Here is a 15999-nt window from a genome sequence, read left to right as displayed (position 1 = left end):
AAAATGGCGGTTAAACTTTGATTTAGAAGTGTGGCGAATCCGCCACGATTCAACCTGCCACCAACAAAAGGATTAGAACGGTATAAGTCACTTGGGCCGAATGCTGGCGATGTCCGGTACGGACCGATAGCCCCCGTCCTTTCTATCCAGCCAGTTGATCTGCGTTTTCCCCAGATTCCTGAGATATCCGCATGCTTCGGCAAACAATGGTTCGCGCAAATCGCGGGCCGTCAGAAGCCGCTCTTCCGACCCGGGGCCGCATTTCAGGAAATGCACTTCATCCGGTGTGTCGACATAGGATCGGGCGAAGAACGTCGACCTGTCGTCGGAAAACCGGAAGATGTCGTACTCGTAGAAATAGTCGTAGTACCCGTTCTCGTCCGGGTCCGACGCATCGATGTGGTGGGTTGTTTCGACGTTCATTGCAAAGTGTACGTGGCTAGTTTCCATAACGGGCGGCGACGTCGCGCGTCAGCGTCTCGCCCTCCTTCATGTAGCGGGCGATGGCTTCCGTCGCGGACGGCGTACAACTCGAATAGCTGCCCTGGAACGAACGATAGCCGCGGTTGAAGCTGGCGATGAATTTTGCGCGCCGCGTTGCGTCGGGTTTTTCGGCTTCCAGAAGCTTCTCCATCTGGTCGCGCCACTGGGTTCCTTCCTCGCCGCACAGGTTGCGCAGGAAGTGCAGTGAGCCGAGCACTTCGGACAGGCGCATCAGGCTGCCTTCGAAGGGCGCTTCGACCGCGCGCACGGGCACCGTCGCGACCGAGGAGGCAACGGCGAGAAATACGGTGAAAAACAGCGTGGCGCGGCTCATAAGCCCTTGTGACGAAACAATTTGACGGCTGCAAGGCGGCTTGCCGCTCTATTCCCCGCTTATTGCTACGTCGGCCAGCAATGCACGGGAAACCTCCATCACCGAATCGGTCACCGGCATGGCCTCCATCTGCGCCAGCGTGAAGAAACCGGCCTCCGCCGCGTCGCTGTCGGGATGCGGTTCGCCGCCGATATCTTCGCCGGAAAAGACCTGGAGCCGATAGGTGATGGCTTTGCCGTCGCGCTCGGCGTCGATCATAAAAACTTCCAGCGGCTGGAGATTGCGCGCCCGCATTCCGGTTTCCTCGAAAAGTTCGCGCGCGGCAGCTTCCGCTTCGCTCTCGCCGATCTCTACCCGCCCGCCCGGAAAGGCATAAAGCCCCAGCGAGGGCGCTTGCCCCCGTTTCACCAGCAGCACCCGGTCACCGCGCAGGAGCGCGACCGAAACCGCCGGTATCATCAGCCTTTCCTGCATGTCTGCTGCTTTCCCGTAGCCGTGAATTGATTGGGGATCGGCCGGATGGCCCAATCGATACAGGTTGCGGCAAAGGATTTCCACCGCCACAGTGATTTCACAAGATCAACGGTATCAAGCCAAGAATGTGCGGACGTTTCGCGCTCACTTCCAGCCCGAAAGAGGTGGACGAGGCCTTCTCGCTCCCGGAGCTTGAGGCTTTTCCGCCGCGTTACAACATTGCGCCGACACAGCCGATCCTGATGGTCATGGCCGGGGAACCGCGCCAGCCGGGTTCCAATTTGCCGGACCGGACCTCGCTGCTGGTGCGCTGGGGCCTGATCCCGACCTGGGTCAAGGATACGCGGAGCTTTCCGCTACTGTTCAATGCGCGCTCTGAAAGTGCTTCCGAAAAAGCTTCGTTCCGTACCGCCATGCGCCATCGTCGCGCACTCATCCCGGCTTCCGGTTTTTACGAATGGCGCCAGGACGGCAAGAAAAAGGGCCAGCCTTTTTGGATACGGCCAAGAGACGGCGGCCTAATTGCTTTTGCGGGGTTGATGGAGACTTATGCCGAACCCGGCGGCTCGGAAATGGACACCGGCGCGATCCTGACCACGCAGGCCAACAGCGACATAGCCCATATCCATGAGCGCATGCCGATCGTCATCCACGCGCAGGATTTTTCGCGCTGGCTCGATTGCCGGTTCCAGGAACCACGCGACGTCGCCGATCTGTTGCGGCCGGCCGAGCAAGGCTTCTTCGAAGCGATCCCGGTGTCGGATCTCGTCAACAAGGTCGCCAATACCGGCCCGGAAATCCAGGACCGCATCGATCCGGCGCTGGTGCAGGAACAGCCCAGGTCTGAAAAGAAGAAAAACCCGCCCAACGACGACCAGATGTCACTTTTCTAGACGGATTTCCTGATGTCATCAGCTCTTTGGCCGGCCGCGCTGTCGGGATTTCTTCTCGGCGCCTCGCTCATCATGGCGATCGGCGCGCAGAATGCCTTCATCCTGCGGCAAGGCCTGCTGCGCCAGCATGTCTTCGTGCTGAGCCTGATCTGCGCGCTGTCGGACGCCTTGCTGATCGCGGCGGGCGTCGCCGGCCTTGGCACGCTGATCGCGACCTCGCCGATGCTGATCAATGCCGTGACGATCGGCGGCGCGATTTTCCTGTTTTCCTATGCCGTCATCGCCTTCCGGCGAGCGATGAAGCCGGAAGCGCTGCATGCGGCGAAAAAGGGCGAGGGTAGCCTGAAGGCGGCGATCGCGGCCTGCCTGGCCTTCACCTTCCTCAACCCGCATGTCTATCTCGACACGGTTGTGCTTCTGGGATCGCTATCGGCCAGATATGAAGGCTCGGCCCGCGCCGCTTACGGCGCAGGTGCGGTTGTCGCTTCCTTCGTCTGGTTTTTCGGGCTGGGCTACGGCGCCCGCCTGCTTGAGCCGGTATTTGCGCGCCCGGCTGCATGGCGCGTACTCGACGTACTGATCGGCCTCGTCATGGCCGGCATAGGGCTGAGCCTGTTAGGCCGCCTTGCCTACGGCTGACTTGGCCGGCTTGCGCTTCTTGGCTGCAAGCACGGCTGCCAGGATCGCCGCCGGACCGATGGCGCGATAGTGGCTGGTGAGCGTGGCATATTGAGCGCGGATACGCTCGGCTTCGCTCTTCGTGGTGGCTGACATTGTCATCTTCCCCAAGGTTATGTCCCGTCAAGGCACTGCAATGATGGTGCAATGGGACGAAATCGTGACGCGTGCCGTGATTTCGAGCCAGCTAACCAATTTCATGTATAGACATGTTTAATAAAAACTTACGATGCGCCCCGGCATCGAAAAGACGACGCGTTTCCCGCGAAGATGCGACTTGACGGCAACACTATCGGGCGCGATAAAGCCTTCCATGAAAACGCCTTACGCCATTTGTGGCATTTGCATTATCGGCTAGCGCTCGCGCTGGTCAGGACGTTTTCGCCTTTTCTCCCCAGACAGGACAAACGCCCCGGCCAGCAGGCTGGAGTCTTTTTTCGCCTTGCGGCGATCTTCTTGTGGACTGGGATTTCGAATGTCGGACGGATTTAAAGGCCTGCGTATCTACAACACGCTGACGCGCACGAAGGAAGACTTCGTGCCGATCGCTGCGAACAATGTGCGCATGTATGTCTGCGGTCCGACCGTCTACGACTTCGCCCATATCGGCAATGCGCGGCCCGTCATCGTCTTCGACGTGCTCTACCGGCTGCTGCGCCATCTCTACGGCGCCGACCACGTCACCTACGCCCGCAACATCACCGACGTCGACGACAAGATCAACGCACGGGCGCTGCGCGACTTCCCGAACCTGCCGCTCAACGAGGCGATCGGCAAGGTGACGCAGAAGACGGCCGACCAGTTTCATGCCGATGTCGCGACGCTGGGCTGCCTGAAGCCGACCTTCGAGCCGCGCGCCACGGAATTCGTGGAGCCGCGCGCTGACGGCAAGGCCGATATGATCACCTTGATTCAACGCTTGATCGAACGCGGCCATGCTTATGAAGCGCAAGGCGAAGTCCTGTTCGATACGGCTTCGATGCCGGACTATGGACAGTTGTCGAAGCGCCCGCTGGACGAACAACAAGCCGGCGCGCGCGTGGCCGTCGATGCCCACAAGAAAAGCCCCGGAGACTTCGTGCTGTGGAAGCTGTCTTCCCACAACGAACCGGGCTGGGAGAGCCCATGGGGCAGGGGCCGGCCGGGCTGGCATATCGAGTGCTCGGCCATGAGTGCGGCCTATCTCGGCGAGGTCTTCGATATCCACGGCGGCGGCCTCGACCTCATCTTCCCGCACCACGAGAACGAGATCGCACAGTCGCGTTGCGCCCACGGCACCGAGGTCATGGCCAACTACTGGATGCACAACGGCTTCCTGCAGGTCGAAGGCCGCAAGATGTCGAAAAGCGACGGCAATTTCGTCACCATCAACGAGTTGCTGGAGACGGACAAATTCGGCGGCCGCAAATGGCCGGGCGAGGTGCTGCGCCTGGCCATGCTGATGACGCATTACCGCGAGCCGATCGATTTCAGTGTTCGTAAGCTGGAGGAGGCGGAGAATACGCTGCGCAAGTGGAAGCGCGCGGCCGATCTTGCACCGGACGGTGCAGCGGCGATCCCATCTGCGCTCATCGAGGCTCTGGCTGACGATTTGTCCACGCCGGCAGCGTTTCAAATCCTGTCGCAACTGGCTTCGGAAGCCTCCGTCAATGGCGAAGCTGCAGCTTCGCTTCGGGCAGCCCTGCCATTCCTCGGATTTGACTTGGCTGTAGCCGAGGTCGATGAAAGCGCTGTCGCTGAAGTGATCGCCAACAGACTGGGGCTGATTGCCGCCAAGAACTGGGCCGAAGCCGACCGCATCCGCGACGAACTACTGGCACAGGGCGTCCAGCTTAAGGACGGCAAGGACCCCGCCACCGGCGAGCGCATCACAACCTGGGAGGTAAGGCGATGATCGATCATCTTGGCATAAGCGTCAGCAATTTCGACGCCTCGAAAACCTTCTACGATCAGGCGTTTGCACCGCTTGGCGCATCGCTGCTCTACGTGGTGCCGCCCGAATACACCGGCGGCAAGAAGGTCGGCGGTTATGGACGCGAGCGGCCGGTGTTCTGGTTGCATGAGGCCTCGCCCACCGGACCGGGCCGGCACTACGCCTTCACCGCGCGCTCGCGTGCCGAGGTTGATGCCTTTCACAAGACAGCGCTCGCAGCCGGCGGCAAGGACAACGGCGCGCCGGGCCTGCGTCCGCATTATCATGCGGACTACTACGGCGCCTTCGTCTTCGACCCCGACGGCAACAATGTCGAGGCCGTCTGTCATGCGCCCGAGTAGCGGAGGATAAGCATGAGCCTCGACAACAGGCCGGTCTATAGCGGCGGGTGCCAGTGCGGCGCGGTGCGTTTCCATGTCGAAGGCACGCTGGGCGATGCCTCGATCTGCCACTGCCGGATGTGCCAGAAGGCGAGCGGCAATTTTTATCTCCCGCTGGTCTCGGTGCGTCAGGCAAAGCTCACCTGGACGCGCGGCGAGCCGAAGCGGTTCAAGTCGTCGAACTTCGCGCATCGCGGCTTTTGCGGCGATTGCGGCACGCCGCTCACCTATGAAGCGCCCGATGGCATCGCTTTGGCGATCGCTGCCTTTGATGATCCCGCGAGCATACCGCCGACCATCCAGTGGGGCACCGAGGCAAAACTGCCTTATGTCGATGCCATACCGCAACTGCCGGGCGAGGATACAATGGCCGACATGGAATCGGCACCCTTCCTTGCCGATCTCGTTTCCTACCAGCATCCCGATCACGACACAGAAACCTGGCCGCCGGAGAAGCAGTCATGACTGAAACAGTTAGAACCGGCGGCTGCCAGTGCGGCGCTGTGCGTTTTCGCATTCGTGGTGCGCTTGGGCGCGCGTCGATCTGCCATTGCCGCATGTGCCAGAAGGCGTTTGGCGGGTTTTTTGGTCCGCTGGTCGGCACTCCGAAGGATGGCGTCGAATGGACCCGCGAGGAGCCGAGCTACTTCCAGTCCTCGGTCAATATCGACCGTGGTTTCTGCGCGCGCTGCGGCACGCCGCTGACCTATCGCCATCCTGACGGCCTGGAGATCGCCATCGGCGCCTTCGACGACCGCTCCGATCTTGCGCCACAAATCCAGGTCAATTTCGGCTCGCGCCTGCCCTGGGTCGAGACGATCTTCGATCAACCCGTGCATCAGGACACTGACTATTACGCACGGCAGGAGGCGATTATCTCCTTCCAGCATCCCGATCACGAAACACCCGCCTGGCCGGCACAGGGTTTGAAACTATGATGCATGAACTGCGCACGCTCTATCCCGAGATCGAACCTTTCGACAGCGGCATGCTCGATGTCGGCGACGGTCACCGGATTTACTGGGAGCGTTCCGGTACGCGCGGCGCGAAGCCGGCGGTGTTTCTGCATGGCGGGCCGGGTGGCACGATTTCGCCAAAGCACCGGCGGCTGTTCGATCCAAAACTTTACGACGTCATCCTGTTCGACCAGCGCGGCTGCGGAAAATCCACCCCGCATGCCAGCCTCGACAACAATACCACCTGGGATCTGGTGGCCGATATCGAGCGCCTGCGCGAAATGGCCGGCTTCGACAAATGTCTGGTTTTTGGCGGCTCGTGGGGCTCGACGCTGGCGCTCGCCTATGCCGAGACGCATCCCGAACGTGTCAGCGAAATGGTGCTGCGCGGCATCTTCACGCTGCGCCGCGTCGAGCTCGAATGGTATTATCAGCACGGCGCTTCGCAATTCTTCCCGGACAAGTGGGAGCGTCTTCTCGCGCCGATCCCCGAGGCCGAGCGCGGCGACATGATGGCCGCCTACCGTAAGCGCCTCACCGGCGATGATTATGCCGCCAAGGTCGAGGCGGCCAAGGCGTGGAGCATCTGGGAAGGCCAGACGATCACGCTTATGCCCGACACCTCGGTAAGCGCGCAGCACGCGGGTGACGACTACGCGCTCGCCTTTGCCCGCATCGAGAACCATTATTTCGTCCATGGCGGCTGGGTCGAGGACGGGCAGCTCATCCGCGATGCCGGCAAGCTCAAAGACATCCCGGGCGTTATCGTGCAGGGGCGCTATGACATGGCATGTCCGCCGGCAACCGCCTGGCAACTTCACAAGGCCTGGCCGCAGTCCGAATTCCATCTGGTCGAGGGGGCAGGGCATGCCTTCTCCGAACCGGGTATCCTCGACCGGTTGATCCGGGCGACCGACCATTTCGCGGGAAAATGACGATGGCACGCGAACGCATCTATCTCTTCGACACGACCTTGCGCGACGGCCAGCAGACGCCGGGCATCGACTTTTCCATCGAGGACAAGATTGCGATCGCAAAGATGTTGGACGAATTCGGCATCGACTATGTCGAGGGCGGCTATCCCGGCGCGAACCCGACCGACACCGCGTTTTTCAGCCAGAAGCGGACGGCGCGCGCAAAATTCGTCGCTTTCGGCATGACCAAGCGTGTCGGCGTTTCGAGGTCCAACGATCCGGGGTTGGCCGCTCTGGTTCAGTCGAAGTCGGATGCGGTGTGCTTCGTCGCCAAGAGTTGGGACTATCATGTCCGCGTCGCACTCGGCTGCACCAATGAAGAAAACCTCGCCGCCATCGCCGCATCCGTCGAGGCGGCCCGCGCTTCCGGCAAGGAAGCGTTGGTCGATTGCGAGCACTTCTTCGACGGTTTCAAGGCCAATCCCGATTATGCGCTGGCCTGCGCCAGAACGGCATTTGACGCTGGCGCGCGCTGGGTGGTGCTGTGCGACACCAATGGCGGCACGCAGCCATCGGAAGTGCGCGCCATCGTTGAAAAGGTCATCGCCAGTGGGATTCCGGGCGAGAATCTCGGCATCCATGCCCACGATGATACTGGGCAGGCGGTGGCAAATTCGCTTGCCGCAGTCGATGCCGGCGTTCGCCAGATTCAGGGCACGCTGAATGGCATCGGCGAGCGCTGCGGCAACGCCAACCTGGTCACGCTGATCCCGACGCTGATGCTGAAGCCGGCCTTTGCCGACCGCCTGGAGACCGGCATCTCGGCGGAAGCGCTGTCCGGCATTTCCCGCCTGTCGCGCAATTTCGATGAACTGCTGAACCGCGCACCGGAAGCGCAGGCGCCCTATGTCGGCGCTTCGGCCTTCGCCACCAAGGCCGGCATTCATGCCTCGGCGCTGGCGAAGGACCCGGCCACCTACGAGCACATCCCGCCGGAAACCGTCGGCAACCGACGCAAGGTCATGGTGTCGGATCAGGGCGGCAAGGCCAATTTCGTCGCCGAACTCAAGCGGCGCGGCATCGACGTGCCGAGGGACGACAATCGCCTCGACGCGCTGATCGCCGTGGTCAAGGAGCGCGAGGCCGAGGGCTACGCCTATGAGGGCGCCGATGCCAGTTTCGAGCTTCTGGCGCGCAAGATGCTGCACACCGTGCCGGAATTCTTTCGCGTTACCTCCTTCCGCTGCATGATCGAGCGCCGTTTCGACGCCAATGGCGAGTTGAAGACGGTCTCCGAGGCGATCGTGAAGGTGCTGGTCGACGGCGAGGAGAAGATGTCCGTGGCCGAGGGACATGGTCCGGTCAACGCACTCGACATCGCGCTGCGCAAGGACCTGGGCAAATTCCAGCACGAGATCGGCGATCTCGAGCTTGCCGATTTCAAGGTGCGTATCCTCAATGGCGGCACGGAAGCGATCACCCGGGTGCTGATCGAATCGCATGATGCCACCGGCGCGCGCTGGTGGACGGTGGGCGTGTCCGACAACATCATAGACGCCTCCTTCCAGGCGCTCATGGACTCGATCGTCTACAAGCTGATGAAAAACCGCGAGATGGCCGGGCTGGTGGCGGCAGAGTAGCTGCCGCCTGGCATAAGCGAAACTGAAGCGATCATCATAAGTTTACGATGGTGCCGGGCGCTTGCGGGGCGCATAGAGGCCGCATGACCACGCAGACTTCGGATTCGGAAAACGCAGCCACGCGCGGCTTTGCCTTCGCGCTCTCGGCCTATCTGCTGTGGGGCCTGCTGCCGCTCTATATGAAAGCCGTTGCTTACATTCCGGCGGTTGAGGTCGTCGCACACCGCATCGTCTGGTCGCTGCCGATTGCCGGCGTCGTGCTTCTGCTGCTTGGCCGCACGGCGGATGTGAAAACCGCGCTTCGTTCGCCCCGTACAATCATGATGGCAGCACTTACCGCGACCATCATCACCTGCAACTGGGGCATCTATGTCTGGGCGATCGCCTCCGACAGGGCGGTGGAGACGGCGCTCGGCTACTACATCAACCCGTTGGTCAGCGTGGTCATGGGCGCGGTGCTGCTTGGCGAAAAGCTCAACCGCTTCCAGATCGCCGCCGTCGGGCTGGCGGTTTTGGCCGTGGTTATTCTGGCGGTGGATTCCGGTGGCCTGCCATGGGTTTCGCTCGCGCTCGCAATCAGCTTTGCGCTCTATGGCTATCTGCGCAAGACCTTGCCGATCGGCCCGAGCCAGGGCTTTTTCCTCGAAATCCTGATCCTGTTCGTGCCGGCACTTGCTTATATTTTCTGGCTGCAGACGCGGGGTGAGGGGCATTTCCTGGCCTCGAACCCTTACGATATCGCCCTGCTGCTCGGCTGCGGCCCCGTCACGGCAGTGCCGTTGCTGCTTTACGCGTTTGGCGCCAAGCTGCTCAGGCTCTCCACCATCGGCCTGATGCAATATATCGCGCCGACCATCGTCTTCCTGATTGCCGTATTCATTTTCGGCGAACCTTTCAGCGGCGTGCGCATCGTCGCATTCCTGCTGATCTGGGCGGCGCTGGCGATCTACACCTGGTCGATGTTCTTCCGGCGGGCCGAGCCCGTAACCGAGCCGGTTTAGTTCCTTCCGCCGATCCGCCTGACCGCGAAATAGACGATCGCCGCGATCAGGCCCGAGCCGATGGCCACCAGCCAGAAACCTTCGGGATTTTCCATGAAGGGCAGCCCGCCGACATTCATGCCGAACAGGCCGGAGATGATCGTCATCGGGAGCAGAACAGCCGTCATCACCGAAAGCACGTAGAGAAGCCGGTTCGATTCCGCACCCAGCTTGGCGATCAGCTCATCCTGCAACAGGCGGGCGCGGGACTGCACCTGCTCGCTGTCGTGCAGGAGTGCTATCGAGCGCTGCGCCAGCCGTGAGACGGTGTTGGATAGGGCAGGCGGCAATTCGTCGTCATGCATGTGCTCGACATGCCGCAGCAGGCCGGAGACGGTCGCGACATGGCGGTGGATGAAGACGAGTTGCCGTCTGACCGCCGTCAGGCGCTCGCGCTCGCCATGCCAGGCGTCGCCGACGATGCTGTCCTCGATCGAATCCAACTCGTCGCCAATCTTGATCAGTTCGCCCGAAAGCCTGTTCACGCTGTTGACGATGATCGCTTCCATGAGCTCGCTCGGCGAGCGAAATGGCTTTTTGCGCTGTTCGACGACGCGGCGAACATCATCGACGGACTGCAACGGGTGCCGGCGGGCGCTGATGAGCAGGGTTTCGTTGAAGGCGAAGCGCAACTGCCCGATTTCGCGGGCGTCGGTATAGTGCTTGTGACGGGTGTCGGTGATGGCGCCGTGCAGCCAGCCCTCGTCGTAGTCCATGTGCAGCGTGTCGTCGCCGGCAAGCAGCGTGGCGCGGACGATTGCCGGCAGGTTCTCCAGCCCCTCGATCTTGCGCCTGCCGCGCGCGTCGGTCAGCGAATAGTTCTTCCAGTTCCAGCTTGCAGCGCCGGCATCCTCGGTCTGATAGCCATCAGCTGCAAAATCGAAGGCGAGCACGAGACCTTCGTCGTCAAGCTCCGGTGTCTTGGCGGTTTCGGACGATTGCGCGCGATCCGCCATTGGTTTTCTTGCGCGTCAGAGCTTGTCGATGACCGATTGCAGGCCGGTCGTCGGCGAATCGACCGCAGCACCTTCGGCGAGTATGGCGGCGACGATCGCTTCGACCCGGTCCACGACCAGCGGATTGACCAGATGCGTGGTGTGGACGAAGCCCTCGGCCTTCATATGGTCGATCAGCGCCAGCATCGGGTTCCAGAAACCCTCGATATTGCCGAAGACGATAGGCTTGCGATGATGGCCGAGCTGCGCCCAGGTCATGATCTCGACGATCTCTTCCACCGTTCCGATGCCGCCGGGCAGTGCCACAAATGCGTCCGATTTTTCGAACATGATGTGCTTTCGCTCATGCATGTTCTCGGTGATGAGCAGTTCATCGAGACGGCCCAGAGCGTTTTCCGTCGCTTCCTTGTTGATGAGGAAACGCGGAATGATGCCGGTGACCTTGCCGCCGGCCCGGATAGCGCCATCGGCCACAGCTCCCATGATGCCCTTGGTGCCGCCGCCATAAACGAGGCGCAGTCCCGCTTCAGCAATTGAGCGTCCAAGCGTGTGACCGGCCTTGAGGTAAACGTCGCTGCGGCCCGGCGATGAGCCACAATAAACGCAAATGGATCGAATCGGGTTCATGCAACTGATTGGTGATTGCCTGCGTAACTTAGGTCAAGACCTTCTTAGGGCTTTTTCTTGTCGGCTTCGTGAAAACAGAGTAGACCCGCCTTAGGTGGCTAAAGGGTAGGGAAACATGGCAGTTACAGCGATCAGGGCTTTATTGTTTTTGGCCGGCGGCACGGCCGCTGCGGTCGGAACGGCCTATGTGTCTGGTGCGCTGGATCCCTATCTGGGCAAGGCGCCCCCGATGGCTGCCTCACTGACCGACACAAAAGCGCCCGAGGCCGATACCAAGGCGGCAAGATTGCCGTCTCAGCCGGCAGCACCTGAAACACAAGCGCCCAAGGCGGAACAGCCTGCTGCCGAAGCGCCTGCCGCAGGCGCGGGTGCCGTGGTCGCCCCCGGAATTAGTGTGCCGTCCTTCGACGTCGTTCGCGCTGAGCCGGATGGTTCGGTTGTGATCGCCGGCAAGGCGGCACCCAATTCGAAAGTGGAAATCGTCATCGGTTCCAAGATCATCGGCAACGGTATCGCCGGGCCGGAAGGCGATTTCGCCGTCGTGGTCGAAGAGCCTTTGAAGCCCGGCGATCATCAGATCGTGCTTCGCTCGACGACGCCCGACAATGTCGTGGCGACATCGCCCGAGACCGCGGTCGTCTCCATCCCCGAAAACAAGAGCGGCCAGGTTCTGGCACTCGTCGAGCAGCCGGGTGCTGCGAGCAAGCTGATCTCGATTCCGGAGCCTGAGTCGGCGGCGAAACCCACAGAATCCGGCAGCGCTGCGACGGAAAATGCTCCGACGCCACCCGCAACAGCGCCGGCAGGGCAAACCGCCGCCGCGCCTACCACCGAGCAGCCAGCCAGCCAGCAGGCGGCAGCTGCGCCCCAGCCGGAAAAGCCGGCAGCGGCTCCCGCACCAGCAAGCGGGCCGACGGTGAAGGTTGAAGCCGTGGAGATCGAGGGCCGCAAGGTCTTCATCGCCGGCGCTGCCGATCCGGGACGCAAGGTGCGCGCCTATGCCAACGACATTCTGCTGGGCGAAGTGATTACGTCGCCGGGCGGACGCTTCCTGATCGAAACCGAGCGCGATCTGCCGGTCGGCGATTACATCGTCCGTGTCGACGGGCTTGAGCCGGATGGCGTAAAGGTTGCGGCCCGTGCGGCCGTGCCGTTCACGCGTGAGCCGGGAGAAGCGGTTGCGGCAGTCGCGCCCACCGACCCCGCCGAGCAGCCAAAACCCGCGCAGCCGGAAACATCGGCCGCAGCGCCTGCACAGGGCACCGCGCCGGCTGCTACTGCCGAGGCACAAGTTACGCCGCCTGCCGGCTCCGGCGAGATCGCGGCAGCCGCACCGGAAGCGCTGTCACCAAAACTCCAGAGCGTCGATAGCGCGGTGATTATCCGCCGCGGCGATTCGCTCTGGCGCATCTCGCGCCGGGTCTATGGCCTAGGCGTGCGATACTCGACGATCTATCTCGCCAACCAGGAACAGATCCGCGACCCCAATCGCATCTGGCCGGGTCAGGTCTTCAAGGTGCCTGAAAAGACCGACAAGGGCGAAGCCGCCGACATGAAGACCATCGGCGACCAGGCAACGACCACCACGCAGTAAAAACCGCCTTCTACGGGAAAAGCCTTGTGAGGACCACATTCATCGTTTATCGACGATGAACGATGAATGCTCCTCTTGCTTCCGATTTCCATGCCTGCAGCTCTGCCGCCACGAAAGCCGTGGCGTTGCGGTTCGCGGCGCTGTCACATCCGACGCGCATAGAAATCCTGCGCTACCTCTCAGGCAGCGAGGCATGCTGCTGCAAGGATGTCGTCGGGCAGCTGGATCTGGCGCAGTCGACGGTGTCGCAGCATCTGAAAATACTGGTCGAGGCGGGGCTGGTGCGGTTTTCCCCCGAAAAGCAGCGGTCGCGCTATGAGATCGACCGGCAGGCACTGGCCGGATTTTCCGGGCTTGTGACTGCTCTGGTTGAAGATTGCTGCGCCAGTCGCGACGACCGAAATTCAAAGGCGTAAAACTCTTGGCCGATAAGACCGTCTCCGCCGATTCCGGCACAACGTTCAAAACATTGCTCAATCTGTGGCCCTATATGTGGCCCGCCGATCGCGCTGATCTCAAGGCCCGGGTGGTGTGGGCGACGTTCTACCTGTTCGTCGCCAAATTCGTGCTGATCGCGGTGCCCTATTTCTTCAAATGGGCGACGAACGCGCTCGCCGGCGACCAGGCGCCGGCACCGCCGCTGCCGGATTTCCTGCTGGCGCCGGTCATGCTGGTCATCGCCTACAATGTGGTGAAGCTTGTACAGCTCGGCTTCAACCAGCTGCGCGACGCGCTGTTTGCACAGGTTGGCCAGCACGCGGTGCGCCAGCTTGCCTTCCGCACCTTCGTGCACATGCACAATCTGTCGCTGCGCTTCCATCTGGAGCGGCGCACCGGCGGCCTGTCGCGCATCATCGAGCGCGGCACCAAGGGCATCGAGACGATAGTTCGTTTCACCATCCTCAACACCTTGCCGACCATTCTCGAATTTGCACTGACGGCAGTGATCTTCGCCGTCGCCTATGGCTGGCTCTATGTGGTGGTCGTCGCCGTCACCGTGGCGCTCTACACATGGTTCACGGTGTGGGCGAGCGACTGGCGTATTTCGATCCGCCGCGAGATGAACGATTCCGATACTGACGCCAACACCAAGGCGATCGACTCGCTGCTCAATTTCGAGACGGTCAAATATTTCAACAATGAGCGCATGGAGGCCGAGCGTTTCGACCGCTCGATGGCGCGCTACGAGAGCGCCGCCACCAAGACCTGGACCTCGCTCGGCTGGCTGAACTTCGGGCAGGGCGCCATCTTCGGTGTCGGCATGGCGGTCGCGATGTGGATGTCGGCGCGCGAGGTCATGGCCGGCACGCAGACCATCGGCGATTTCGTCTTCATCAATGCCATGCTGATGCAGCTTTCGGTGCCGCTGAACTTCATCGGCTTCATTTATCGCGAGATCCGGCAGGGCCTGACCGACATCGAGCAGATGTTCGATCTTCTCGACGTCAGGCAGGAGGTGCTCGACCGACCGGATGCGCAGCCGCTGGCTGTCGGGGCGGGCAAGGTCGAGTTCCGCGACGTGCATTTCGCCTATGATCCGGCCCGGCCGATTCTGAAGGGCGTCAGCTTCGACGTTCCGGCCGGCAAGACAGTCGCAATCGTCGGGCCCTCGGGGGCCGGCAAATCGACGATTTCGCGGCTTCTGTTCCGCTTCTACGACATCCAGCAAGGCGCAATCCTGATCGACGGGCAGGATATTCGTGACGTGACCCAGGAGAGCCTGCGTGCTGCCATTGGCATGGTGCCGCAGGACACGGTGCTGTTCAACGACACCATCGCCTACAACATCCGCTATGGCCGCACCGATGCCAGCGACGAGGAGGTCTTCAAGGCTGCCGAACTGGCGCAGATCGGACCCTTCATCGAGCACCTGCCGGACGGCTACAAAGCCATGGTCGGCGAGCGTGGGCTGAAGCTGTCCGGCGGCGAAAAGCAGCGCGTGGCGATTGCCCGCACCATCCTGAAGGCGCCGCCGATCCTGATGCTGGACGAGGCGACTTCCGCGCTCGACACCCACACCGAACAGGAAATCCAGGCCGCACTCGATCTCGTCAGCCGTGGCCGCACCACGATCGTCATTGCCCACCGCCTTTCCACGGTTATCACCGCCGACGAGATCATCGTGCTCAAGGGCGGCCAGATCGCCGAGCGCGGAACGCATCTGTCGCTGCTGCGCAAGGACGGGCTCTACGCTTCGATGTGGGCGCGCCAGCGCGAGGCGACCGAGGCCGAGGAGCGGCTGCGCATTGCTCGCGAAACCGACGAACTTGGCGTCGTCGTGCGCCGGCGGACCGCCGAAGTCTGATCACGCCAAGTCGCATCACTGCAATGTTGCGTTGCGGCGGGCGGCCGTTTCCGGTAAGCAGGCCGGCAATCCAATTGGAGCCGCCCCCGCCCGATGAGCCTCGTTGACACCGTCAAGAACGCGTTCGTGCCCATACACCGCGAGGGCTATCCCTTTATTGGCGCATTTGCCGCCGCCACCCTGATTCTCGGCTATTTTTCGCTCAATCTGTTCTGGATCGGGCTGATCCTGACGGCCTGGTGCGCTTATTTCTTCCGCGACCCGGTGCGCGTGACGCCGGTGGACGACAAACTGGTCGTGAGCCCTGCCGACGGCGTGGTCTCGGCCGTCGGGCCTGCGGTTCCGCCGCGCGAACTTGGCCTCGGCACCGCCGAAATGACCCGCATCTCGGTGTTCATGAACGTCTTCTCCTGCCACGTGAACCGCTCGCCGGTGCGCGGGCGCATCACCCGCATCGAGCATCGCCCGGGTAAGTTCCTCAATGCCGAGCTCGACAAGGCCAGCAGCGAGAACGAGCGCAACGGCCTCGTCATCGAAAGCCCTCATGGCACGGTCGCCGCCGTGCAGATCGCCGGGCTGGTGGCACGTCGCATCGTCTGCTGGGCCGATACCGACAGCAACATCGCCGTCGGCGAGCGTTTCGGGCTGATCCGCTTCGGCTCGCGCGTGGACGTGTTCCTGCCGCTCGGCGCCACGCCGCGCGTTTCGGTCGGCCAGACTTCGGTTGCCGGCGAAACCATCCTTGCCGAATTCGGCGGCGGGGTCGCGACCCCGCTCGTGCGGGTCTCGTAA

The 15999-nt window shown here is 62.1% G+C and carries 18 protein-coding genes and 1 pseudogene; 13 read left to right on the top strand and 6 right to left on the bottom strand.

Annotated elements, in window-relative coordinates:
• Nucleotides 1-87: 87 nt before the first annotated feature.
• From WBQ96_RS04215 to WBQ96_RS04205, 3 genes are read right to left on the bottom strand one after another with little or no spacing between them, the layout of a single operon-like run.
• Nucleotides 88-423: a hypothetical protein gene (locus WBQ96_RS04215; RefSeq protein ID WP_336547680.1), complete on the bottom strand. Its 336-nt coding sequence runs from the start codon at nucleotides 421-423 to the stop codon at nucleotides 88-90.
• 16 nt (nucleotides 424-439) lie between these two features.
• Complete coding sequence (locus WBQ96_RS04210) at nucleotides 440-817, bottom strand: TIGR02301 family protein (RefSeq protein ID WP_336547678.1); 378 nt, start codon at nucleotides 815-817, stop codon at nucleotides 440-442.
• Nucleotides 818-865: 48 nt separating this feature from the next.
• Nucleotides 866-1291, bottom strand: a complete 426-nt coding sequence (locus tag WBQ96_RS04205) for an NUDIX domain-containing protein (RefSeq protein WP_337035869.1) — start codon at nucleotides 1289-1291, stop codon at nucleotides 866-868.
• Between the two features lie 125 nt (nucleotides 1292-1416).
• Here WBQ96_RS04205 and WBQ96_RS04200 point away from each other — a divergent pair, with 125 nt between their 5' ends.
• Together WBQ96_RS04200 and WBQ96_RS04195 are read left to right on the top strand one after the other, a co-directional pair.
• Complete coding sequence (locus WBQ96_RS04200; protein WP_165115488.1) at nucleotides 1417-2184, top strand: SOS response-associated peptidase; 768 nt, start codon at nucleotides 1417-1419, stop codon at nucleotides 2182-2184.
• 12 nt (nucleotides 2185-2196) lie between these two features.
• Nucleotides 2197-2823 (top strand): LysE/ArgO family amino acid transporter, encoded by a 627-nt coding sequence (locus WBQ96_RS04195; protein ID WP_165115490.1) that lies wholly within the window; start codon nucleotides 2197-2199, stop codon nucleotides 2821-2823.
• On the opposite strand, the gene WBQ96_RS04190 is transcribed toward WBQ96_RS04195, so the two are convergent.
• Entirely contained in the window at nucleotides 2800-2958 is a 159-nt protein-coding gene (locus tag WBQ96_RS04190) for a transcriptional regulator (RefSeq protein ID WP_165115492.1), read from the bottom strand. The two genes, WBQ96_RS04195 and WBQ96_RS04190, sit on opposite strands and share 24 nt — an antisense overlap.
• A 379-nt stretch (nucleotides 2959-3337) precedes the next feature.
• Here WBQ96_RS04190 and cysS point away from each other — a divergent pair, with 379 nt between their 5' ends.
• The 7 genes from cysS (at nucleotide 3338) to rarD (ending at nucleotide 9686) form a co-directional block, all read left to right on the top strand.
• Complete coding sequence (gene cysS / locus WBQ96_RS04185; RefSeq protein WP_336547670.1) at nucleotides 3338-4756, top strand: cysteine--tRNA ligase; 1419 nt, start codon at nucleotides 3338-3340, stop codon at nucleotides 4754-4756.
• Entirely contained in the window at nucleotides 4753-5136 is a 384-nt protein-coding gene (locus tag WBQ96_RS04180; RefSeq protein WP_336547669.1) for a VOC family protein, read from the top strand. Before cysS ends, WBQ96_RS04180 begins: the two co-directional genes overlap by 4 nt.
• A 12-nt stretch (nucleotides 5137-5148) precedes the next feature.
• Complete coding sequence (locus tag WBQ96_RS04175; RefSeq protein WP_336547668.1) at nucleotides 5149-5640, top strand: GFA family protein; 492 nt, start codon at nucleotides 5149-5151, stop codon at nucleotides 5638-5640.
• A complete protein-coding gene (locus tag WBQ96_RS04170; protein WP_336547667.1) occupies nucleotides 5637-6113 on the top strand; it encodes a GFA family protein in 477 nt (158 codons plus the stop codon). The genes WBQ96_RS04175 and WBQ96_RS04170 overlap by 4 nt, the downstream gene beginning before the upstream one ends.
• Nucleotides 6110-7066 carry a prolyl aminopeptidase gene (pip, locus tag WBQ96_RS04165; protein WP_336547666.1) on the top strand — a complete coding sequence of 319 codons (957 nt, stop codon included), beginning with the start codon at nucleotides 6110-6112 and terminating at the stop codon, nucleotides 7064-7066. Before WBQ96_RS04170 ends, pip begins: the two co-directional genes overlap by 4 nt.
• Entirely contained in the window at nucleotides 7063-8685 is a 1623-nt protein-coding gene (gene cimA / locus WBQ96_RS04160) for a citramalate synthase (protein WP_336547665.1), read from the top strand. Before pip ends, cimA begins: the two co-directional genes overlap by 4 nt.
• Nucleotides 8686-8768: 83 nt before the next feature.
• Entirely contained in the window at nucleotides 8769-9686 is a 918-nt protein-coding gene (rarD, locus tag WBQ96_RS04155; RefSeq protein ID WP_336547664.1) for an EamA family transporter RarD, read from the top strand.
• Here the strand turns inward: rarD and WBQ96_RS04150 are convergent.
• Both WBQ96_RS04150 and WBQ96_RS04145 read right to left on the bottom strand, forming a co-directional pair.
• Nucleotides 9683-10681: a CorA family divalent cation transporter gene (locus tag WBQ96_RS04150; RefSeq protein WP_336547662.1), complete on the bottom strand. Its 999-nt coding sequence runs from the start codon at nucleotides 10679-10681 to the stop codon at nucleotides 9683-9685. The two genes, rarD and WBQ96_RS04150, sit on opposite strands and share 4 nt — an antisense overlap.
• A 15-nt stretch (nucleotides 10682-10696) precedes the next feature.
• Nucleotides 10697-11308, bottom strand: a complete 612-nt coding sequence (locus WBQ96_RS04145) for a TIGR00730 family Rossman fold protein (protein ID WP_165115510.1) — start codon at nucleotides 11306-11308, stop codon at nucleotides 10697-10699.
• 115 nt (nucleotides 11309-11423) lie between these two features.
• Here WBQ96_RS04145 and WBQ96_RS04140 point away from each other — a divergent pair, with 115 nt between their 5' ends.
• The 4 genes and pseudogenes from WBQ96_RS04140 to WBQ96_RS04125 all read left to right on the top strand — a co-directional run.
• Entirely contained in the window at nucleotides 11424-12902 is a 1479-nt protein-coding gene (locus WBQ96_RS04140) for a LysM peptidoglycan-binding domain-containing protein (protein WP_336547658.1), read from the top strand.
• A gap of 62 nt (nucleotides 12903-12964) precedes the next feature.
• Nucleotides 12965-13318 carry an ArsR/SmtB family transcription factor gene (locus WBQ96_RS04135; protein WP_336547656.1) on the top strand — a complete coding sequence of 118 codons (354 nt, stop codon included), beginning with the start codon at nucleotides 12965-12967 and terminating at the stop codon, nucleotides 13316-13318.
• A gap of 5 nt (nucleotides 13319-13323) precedes the next feature.
• On the top strand, nucleotides 13324-15207 hold the full coding sequence (locus WBQ96_RS04130; RefSeq protein ID WP_336547654.1) for an ABCB family ABC transporter ATP-binding protein/permease: 1884 nt from the start codon (nucleotides 13324-13326) through the stop codon (nucleotides 15205-15207).
• A 90-nt stretch (nucleotides 15208-15297) separates the two neighbouring features.
• Nucleotides 15298-15999, top strand: a pseudogene (locus tag WBQ96_RS04125) (phosphatidylserine decarboxylase); the annotation flags it as partial.

It is taken from the genome of Mesorhizobium sp. CCNWLY176, assembly GCF_037153935.1.
GTDB lineage: Bacteria > Pseudomonadota > Alphaproteobacteria > Rhizobiales > Rhizobiaceae > Mesorhizobium_M > Mesorhizobium_M zhangyense.
The sequence above is the reverse complement of the archived record's forward strand: the minus strand, read 5'-3'. Positions and strand labels throughout refer to the sequence as shown.